Origin of the sequence: Streptomyces endocoffeicus (assembly GCF_016741935.1) — a bacterium.
In the GTDB taxonomy this organism is placed as follows: Bacteria; Actinomycetota; Actinomycetes; order Streptomycetales; family Streptomycetaceae; genus Streptomyces; species Streptomyces endocoffeicus.
Genome location: NZ_JAERRG010000062.1, coordinates 23,056 through 30,372 on the forward strand (window position 1 = coordinate 23,056; position 7,317 = coordinate 30,372).

A 7,317-nucleotide genomic window follows, 5' to 3' on the forward strand; every position below is an offset into this window, starting at 1 on the left:
AGAGTCAAGGCTGACGAACGCGAGACCCTGCTGGACCTGCTCGCCGCCGAACCGGAACTGATGGCCGCCCGACCCGGACAGACGCTGATCGGCGACAAGAACTACTTCGGCCGCCACTTCGAGCACCAGTTGGCCGAGCAGGACATCCGGCTGCTGCGGCCGCCCCGCGAGGGCGAGCCGGAACGGCCCGGCGCCTCGCTGTTCAAGCCGTTGCGGCAGGTCATCGAGTCGGTCAACGAGACCTCAGCTCAACCTCGAACAACACCGAGGCCGCACACCGAACGGCGTGATCGCCCGCGTCATGCAGCGCATCCTCGCACTGACCGCCGCGATCTGGCACAACGGCCACACCGGACAGCCCACCGTCCGCTCACTGACCGCCTACGACCGCTAACCAGACAGACCCCTTGGAATTGATCACCTAGTTGAAGTTTTGTTCAGCGATCCTCCTGGGTCGACCGGGCAGCTGGGCCCGGTGCGGACGGTGGTGGTCAGTGGGCGCGGGCGCTGGTCGGGGCCGGCCTCTTGACGGTTTTGTCATCGGCCCCGTCCGGCCTTCAGGGGCTGTGACGGCCCATTCGGTCGGGGGCGAATCGTCGTAGCTGGCCCTCCCACTGTGGATCCTGGCGGTGATCTTGAGGCCCCGCTGCAGCCGGTCCGCCGCCCGCTCGACCGCTTCACACGGGTACTGCGCCGGGCCGGATGCCATCAGCCGGCGAACGCCGTGCGGACCGGCCCTGCGTTCTGCTGTGCCTGGCGCCGGTCATGGTTGGTGGGCCCTGACTCTTCTTGTGTCGAAGGGCCTGCCGGACAGCGGGTCCTTCACGTAGGGCGGCCGCGGTGCCGACGTGTTCGCCTTCGCCCGCGCCCACCGGGATTACCAGGTCACGCGGGACGCAGGTCGTCGTCGGGGGCGTCATCAATGGCGGGGAGGGAATCCCACGAGATGACGTAGACGGGCAAATCCACGTGTTCGTTCCCGGATGAGTGCCTCGACTTGTGCTCCAGCCGTAGTGTCATCGTCGGGACGGTCTTCAGCAGCTCGGCGGCGCGCTGGATCAGGGCCACGCAGTCGCGCCCTTGGTCGATCGTTTGGTATTGGCCCGTCGCCAGGCGGACTTCGCCGTTGGAGTGCACGCCGACACGCACCGAAGGAACCCAGGTCCTGGGAGCTGCCGGGTTGTCGATCTCGTCGACGTCGGTGGTGCTGTATACCCGGACCGACTCGTCTGTCGGGATGCCCGCAGTGTGCAGAGCCTGAATGGCATCTCCTTGCAGCCGGTGTGCGGTGCGCTCGCCGCGGTGGAGCGTGGCGATGCGCGGGTGGCTGAGTTTGGCGTAGGCGGCGAGGCCCCGGTCCGAGGTGCCGAGATCGTGGCCGCGCTGGATCAGCGACGTCCGCACCCGGGTGAGGGCCTCGATCTCCTCAGTGACCCGGCGGATCTCCTTGTTCACCGTATCGGGGGCGTCCTCCGCGGTGGCCGCGCACACGATGTCGCCGCCCTCGTCCAGGAGATATACGCAGACGTCTCGCGGGGTGACGTTCCGGCGTTGAGAGGTGGCGTCGAAGCGGGCGGTGATGTACCTGCTGCCGGCGAGCCCGGCGGCCAGCGCGCGCAGATCGTCCGGGCCCAGGTCGAAGGAGAGCGTGCACGTCGTCGGATCCCACTCGCCGTCAGTGGCCATCTCCACGAGCCGGGATTCCGAGCGGGCACCGACGGCGAGGGTCGGCAGGTGCCTCCTGGTGGTTACGACGTGACGCACGGTGTAGGGCATGGGGGGCCTCCAAGACTTTGACCAACGTGGTAAGAAAGTTACCGCCAATGGAAATCTACTACCACCGTCTTGGTTCTGTTCGTCGACACAGCCTGGCGCTGTCCGGACGTCCAGGCCGAAGGCGCCGTCGTGCTCAACTTCACTGACTAGCGGCCCGGATGGCGGCGACGTGGGGCTGGAGGAGGGCCCGCAGCCGGTGCTCGGCCTGGGCGTGTTCTTCGTCGCTCAGGGCGCGGCGTACGCACAGTTCGGTGATCTCGACGTCGTACCTGCGGTAGTCGTCGGCCGGCCGCGGCAGCGGAACGGGGTACAGGTGCCAGCCAGCATCAGATGCGCGGGACCCGGCGCGGCGGATCACCGTATCGGGCAGCGCCCGGCCGTGGTGATGTGGGCAGCTGGCCGGGGGCCGCACCATCCACATGCCCCCGCGACGGCGTCAGGTGCCCGTAGCGGGGGATGCGTACGAGGTCCGGAGTACTGGCGCTCACGCTGCTTCGGTGAGAGGCGTCCCGCCGCCAATAGCCGTCAGCCCAGAGCGGAAGGCAGGGAACTGAGTGACATGACGAACCATGCGGGGCGGCGGCCCATGCCAGCCGACCGATGGAGTGGTGGTCGGCGCGCACGAGATTGAAGCGGGGAAGGAGCGCCAAATGCGATCCCATCCAGAGGACCCCGGATAGTGTCAGGACGTTACGCGGACAGCAGCCGCGAGCAGCGGCACCAGGCGGCCAGGATTCCAGCGGCCAGACTGTCACTTGTTCTTGCGCCGGGATGTCCGCCTGTACTGGTCGGCCAGTTCGTAGGCGTTCGCCAAAGGCGTCTCGTATTCGTAGCCGAAGATCTTGCTGGTGAGGTGCCACACCCGGTCGTCGGCCTCACAGCGGTAGGCTCTGGTCTCGGCGGCGTGACCGTGAAGCCGGGTGAGCCGACCCCGCGCCTCCGCGAGCACGTCGAAAGCCCGGGTCCTGGTGGGGTACTTCACTTTCCCGCACCTGCACTTCGTCTCCGGTTTTCGCTTCCTGGTCCCGCCCCGGCGTGAGGGATCGCGTGCGAGGTCCGGAAGTGCCGTAAGGATGAGACTCTTCCACCGGCCGTCTCCGGGGGAACGCAAGAGGTACAGATTGACGCCGCCACCATGATCATTGCGCCGTCTGAGGTCAGCGGTGATCATGATGGCGGCACCCGACGGATGGAATGCCTCCAACCGCGCGCGCACCGGATGGTCAGCGATCTCTACATCCCAGCCGCACTCCGTCAGAAGCGGCTCATAGACGGCCACACGGTTGACCGGAGACACGCCGGAAGGTACGAGGGACAGTTCAACTTCCGGCAGCGGAGTCTGGAGAAGAGCGAGGGTCTGATCACGCACTGTCCGTTCTGCGGCATTCAATATGCCGTCGCGGGCGACCGCGCGGGAGATACGGAAGGCAACTCCGGGCGGACCGGGAAGCGGCCTGTTGGGCGTGGTCATTACGTCCTCTCGCCAAAGCACAGGGCTCACGGGCTTTGACGGATCAGAATAGCGCCCGAGGCAGGGTGCGGCTGGGCAGCCAGCGGCAGGCGCCCTATGGGTATCAGCTCCCTAGGTGAACGAGGGGACGATCTTCTTCTTGCCACCCTCTTCAGCCCACCGCACCTTCGCATCGAAGGTCTTGCCCTGTGCCGAGACGAAGCCCGTGCCCTGAATGGTCTTACCTGCCGCCAGGTCCTTTCGCTCCGCGTCCGTGAACACGTGCTGGCACCAGGACCGTGGCGGCTTGTCGCCGGAGCCGAAGTCGGGGACGATCTTCTTCGCCTTCGCGTCCCAGCTGACCTTGCAGCCGAAGGTCTTGCCGGTCCGCGCGCTGACAAAGCCGTCGATCTCCAGCGTCTGGCCCGCCAGGAGCGCCGTGACCTCTGCCGGCGCGAACGTCCGGCCGGACCACTTCGTCGGCTTGTCCGGCACCTCCAGCTGGAACCCGACGAACTTGCGGCCCTTGAAGTCGCCGACGCCGAGCGCCCCGGTGGCCGTGAAGGACTTGTCCGCCTTCGACCTCGCCTCGAACGAGATCGTCTCGCCCGCCAGTAGCTTCGCCACCTCGTCGTCACTGAACTCGTGGCCCGACCAGATCTTCTTGAAGACGGCCTTCTTCGGCCCACCCGGAGCGGCCTGCCACACACCCTCGGCGCGCGCAGCGGCCACCTGCTCTTTCAGGCCCAGCTCGGCGCGCATGGACGCGGCGTTCTTCGTCATCGTGGCGATGTCCTCGCGCACCCAGTCGGCGACGACGGCCAGGCGCTCCTCGGCTGTCGCCGTCCCGGCGGCGATGTCGCGCATGTCGGCGTAGACCTTCTCGGTGAGCCCGAGGTCGCCGATGCGCGTGCCCGGCAGGAGCCGCCAGCTCATCTCGCCGGCCTGCGCCAGCCTGAGCTTCCGGCCCTTCTCCGTCAGCAGCGGGTACCTCGCCTTGCCATTGGTGACCTCGGAATACGTCGAGGTACGGGTCGCGCCCGTGCCCACATCGCGCTTCTCCAGCTGCTTCATCAGCCACTTCATCGTCGGATGCTCGGGGCGCTTGTTCGCGCCCTCGAAGATGAACGGCTCCGCGTTCCGGCCCAGGCCCTTGCCGGACTCGTTCTCGTCGCCTTCGGCCGTGTCGTCGCCGGCGTCCGGATCGAACACGGCCCGCCAGCCGGGGCTCTTGGGCACATTGGCGATGCCGACGAAGCCCGGGTACTTCTCCACGTGGCCCTTCTGCTGCTCGTAGAGGTAGTCCTCGGCGAGCATGGCCAGGTAGTTCTTCGCGAGCATCTCGTAGATGAGCCGTCCGGCCTTGCCGTACTTGTGCTCGACCTCGTCCAGCGAAGAAGGCACCTTCAGGCCCGGACGATTCGCACCGTGCGCTCCCTGGGGCTTCACGTGTGTGGACCGCGGCTGGCGGTGCGTCAGAAGCCCAGCATCGACGCCGACCACGGCGGCGATCTTATCGACCAGCGGCGCAAGGTCCTTGAACTGCTCGGGCGTGATCGTCTTGTCCTCCGTGCGCGGGTAGGAGACGACCTGGTCCTCGTACATCTTCTGGTAGGTCGAGAGCGTCAGGTTCGCCTTCACACCCTTGCCGATGAGCATCGAGGACAAGGAAGCGAGGTCGAGCAGCTTCGGCGGCGCGGTCTTTTTGCCCGCCTTGCTGTCCAGGACGACAGGGGAGGGGCCGTACTGCTGCGGCACCTGGCCCTTCTGGTCGAACCGCGGCTCGTCCGGGTTCGTGTACATGACGTCGTTCTCGTCGCGGAAGCGGTTCTGGAAGAACGGCTTCTTCACGTATGCGTCATAAGCCTTCTGCTGGTCGCCGACGAGAGAGACCATCGCCGACTTCAGCCGGCCCTGGCGCAGCACGAGGTCCTGACCGGAGTGACGGCCCATCGCCGTGGCGATACGGGTGAACTGCATCGAGAGGAAGTCCCACTGCGAGCGGTACATCGCCTTGCGGTAATCGCCCTCGTCCTGCATGGACTTCACCGGCCGGCGCTGCTCGAAGGCCTTCTGGATCGACGCCTTCGACTCATCGGTGAACTCCATACGGCTGAACTTCTTGCCGTGGAAGCCGAGTTCGTCGATCGCCTCCCAGAAGAGCAGGTCGCCCTCGCCGGACGGATCCAGGTCCGTGGCGATGACGATCTCGGCACCGCGGCCGAGCGCCGCACGCAGTGCCTTGATGACGTCTGCGACGTTCTTCTGCGGCTCGCGCTTCCACGAAAGATCCTGCGGGTTCCACGGAAGGTTGCCCAGGTCCCACTTCTGATAGGCATCCGCGAGCGAGGAGTCCACCATCGCGTGCGGCTGGGCGAACTCATAGAGATGACCCCGCAAGCTCGCCACTTCGTAGGCCGTGCCCTTGTAACTGCCCTTCGTCCCGCCAAGGGCGCTGGCCATGTTCCTCGCCGCGCTCGGCTTCTCTGCGACCACTATCGCGACCATGTCGACTCCTTCTCGTCGTTGACTCGGAAACGAGTACGAGTCTACTCAAAAAGGCCAGTTGAATGAGAGTCGAAAGGGAGGCGAAAAGGCTCTGAATGGCGCGAGGGTCATGCAGAGAAGGCCGGCGCCGGCACGCTGTTCGAGTAATCACCGCTCGTCTGCCGAGCGCTATTGCCGAGTTGACATCGCCACGCCGGGCCGGACGCAGTACACCCGCAGCACCTTGCCGAGCGTCTCGAGTCCCTCGGGGTGCTTCAGGCATTCCTCCAGCTCTTTCAGCCGGACGGGTCGCACGCCGGCCACCTCGGCGACCTGCTTGCGCGTGGTCTGCCCCCTGAACTTGATCAGCAGATCCTCGTCGACGCATCTTCCCGGAGCTTCGCGGGGATCTCCTGCTCGTTCCGGTAGCGGCGCTTGAAGACCCATGTGGTGTCCTGATCATTCATACGGAGCGGGGTCGATTGGGGCCTCTGTGGACAGAGGACCCGAGGCGACGGCGATCATGGGGCATCGGTCACAGGAGAAGCGCGGGTGCGGCTGACGATCGACACCGAGACGGATACTTACGACAGGCGATCGCCGCCGTCCAGGCCGCCTGGCCGGACGCACCCGCCGCAGATCCGCGCCCCGGCCCGCAGGACCTCGCCGACGACGACCTCGCCGACGGCTGGACGGATCAGCTGCTGTTCCAGCTGATCGCGGCGCTGATGCCCGGGGCCCTGGCGGTACTGCGCCGGATCACCGAGTTGGGCGGCACCGCCTCCTACGACGACGTCCAGCAGTACTTCGTCCACCATCCGACGAACCCGATCCCGCACTCACGGATCGGCGGGACGCTGACCAGCATCAAGGCAGCACAGCGCGGCGTCGGCCCGGACGGCGCCGGCCCGCTCCTTCAGCGGGACGAACGAGCACGGCGCTACCGTGTCGATGATGCCCTCGTGGCCGCCCTCCAGCGGGCCTTCGCCCTCGCAGACGCCCGCCCCGACCTGCTGCGCGGCGAACCGGCCGGACCGGCCGCCTGAGCGGGCGTGGTCCGCGTCAGGGCCAGACAGTGGCGGCTTCGGGACGCAGATCCGGCCACTTGCGCAGGATGTGGGTGACCTTGTCGGCGGGCACGGCGATCCCGGAGATCTGGGTCAGGAGCCGCGCGTACTCCACGTCGTTGACGACCGCGGTGAACTCGTCACCGATGTCGTCGAAGACCAGGAGCAGCCCGTAGCCGGTGTCCGTGCGCTCCAGGCCGGCGCCCCAGCAGAACTCCCGGTAGGCGTCGGCGTCCATGGTGGCGGGGGTGGCGAGCGCCACCCTGTGGATGGTGATCATGTGGTCTCCTCTGCGCTGGCAATGGTGAACAGAGCTGCTCCCCGTACACGGGGCGTACGGGGAGCAGCTCGGGATGGTGGGCAGGTGCGCCGCCGACAGGTGCGCGGCCGCGGCCAGCGCGTACCTATAGGGGCTCTGTGACAGCACTTCGGGGGCTCTCGCCACCCTGATGAGTGACAGATCGAACGTGATTGCCCGGCGCCTGCGCCGCAGGGCCGGCGACCGGCACGCCGAGCTCCCGGCCGCGCGGGGTCGAA

At 67.0% G+C, this 7,317-nt stretch carries 7 protein-coding genes and 1 pseudogene; 2 read left to right on the forward strand and 6 right to left on the reverse strand.

The window, feature by feature from the left end; all coding sequences use genetic code 11:
* Positions 1-6: 6 nt before the first annotated feature.
* Positions 7-394 (forward strand): annotated as a pseudogene (locus JK364_RS57885) (transposase family protein); the annotation flags it as partial.
* 491 nt (positions 395-885) lie between these two features.
* On the opposite strand, the gene JK364_RS52065 reads toward JK364_RS57885, so the two are convergent.
* The 5 genes from JK364_RS52065 to JK364_RS52085 form a co-directional block, all read right to left on the reverse strand.
* On the reverse strand, positions 886-1,764 hold the full coding sequence (locus JK364_RS52065) for a hypothetical protein (RefSeq protein WP_230993866.1): 879 nt from the start codon (positions 1,762-1,764) through the stop codon (positions 886-888).
* 151 nt (positions 1,765-1,915) lie between these two features.
* On the reverse strand, positions 1,916-2,191 hold the full coding sequence (locus JK364_RS52070) for a hypothetical protein (protein ID WP_201858497.1): 276 nt from the start codon (positions 2,189-2,191) through the stop codon (positions 1,916-1,918).
* Between the two features lie 336 nt (positions 2,192-2,527).
* Positions 2,528-2,758: a hypothetical protein gene (locus JK364_RS52075; RefSeq protein WP_201858498.1), complete on the reverse strand. Its 231-nt coding sequence runs from the start codon at positions 2,756-2,758 to the stop codon at positions 2,528-2,530.
* Positions 2,759-3,358: 600 nt separating this feature from the next.
* Entirely contained in the window at positions 3,359-5,734 is a 2,376-nt protein-coding gene (locus JK364_RS52080; RefSeq protein ID WP_201858499.1) for a DNA topoisomerase, read from the reverse strand.
* A gap of 168 nt (positions 5,735-5,902) precedes the next feature.
* Positions 5,903-6,160: a hypothetical protein gene (locus JK364_RS52085; protein ID WP_201858500.1), complete on the reverse strand. Its 258-nt coding sequence runs from the start codon at positions 6,158-6,160 to the stop codon at positions 5,903-5,905.
* Positions 6,161-6,195: 35 nt separating this feature from the next.
* Between JK364_RS52085 and JK364_RS56550 the strand changes: the two genes are divergently transcribed.
* On the forward strand, positions 6,196-6,759 hold the full coding sequence (locus JK364_RS56550; RefSeq protein WP_230993867.1) for a hypothetical protein: 564 nt from the start codon (positions 6,196-6,198) through the stop codon (positions 6,757-6,759).
* Positions 6,760-6,775: 16 nt separating this feature from the next.
* Here JK364_RS56550 and JK364_RS52095 read toward each other — a convergent pair whose 3' ends face one another.
* Complete coding sequence (locus JK364_RS52095; protein ID WP_201858501.1) at positions 6,776-7,060, reverse strand: hypothetical protein; 285 nt, start codon at positions 7,058-7,060, stop codon at positions 6,776-6,778.
* Between the last annotated feature and the right edge of the window lie 257 nt (positions 7,061-7,317).